The organism is Bacillus sp. SIMBA_008, assembly GCF_046535495.1.
Taxonomy (GTDB): Bacteria; Bacillota; Bacilli; order Bacillales; family Bacillaceae; genus Bacillus; species Bacillus subtilis.
Window position 1 is genome coordinate 1 of sequence record NZ_JAWRWL010001134.1, and the last position, 242, is coordinate 242.

General features: G+C 69.4%; 1 protein-coding gene. It reads right to left on the reverse strand.

The features are described from left to right. On the reverse strand, positions 1–210 hold a 210-nt coding region (locus tag SB658_RS26975; RefSeq protein ID WP_410603578.1), incomplete at its 3' end, for a ComEC/Rec2 family competence protein. Positions 211–242: the final 32 nt, after the last annotated feature.

Below are 242 nucleotides of genomic sequence, written 5' to 3' on the forward strand. Positions count from 1 at the left end.
CTCGGGAGTGACGAGCACCACGAATCCGGCCAGCGCCATCGCCGCCAGCACGACGCGCAGCATCCGCCCTCCACCACACAGCGCGGTCAGCCAGAACACGGCCCCGACCACGATCGCGCAGTTGGCACCCGAGACCGCCGTGAGATGGCTGAGCCCGCTCGTGCGCATTTCGTCGGTCAGTTCCTGCGTCACGGCCCGGGTGTCTCCCACAGCGAGTCCGGGAAGCAGGCCGGAACCCGGAT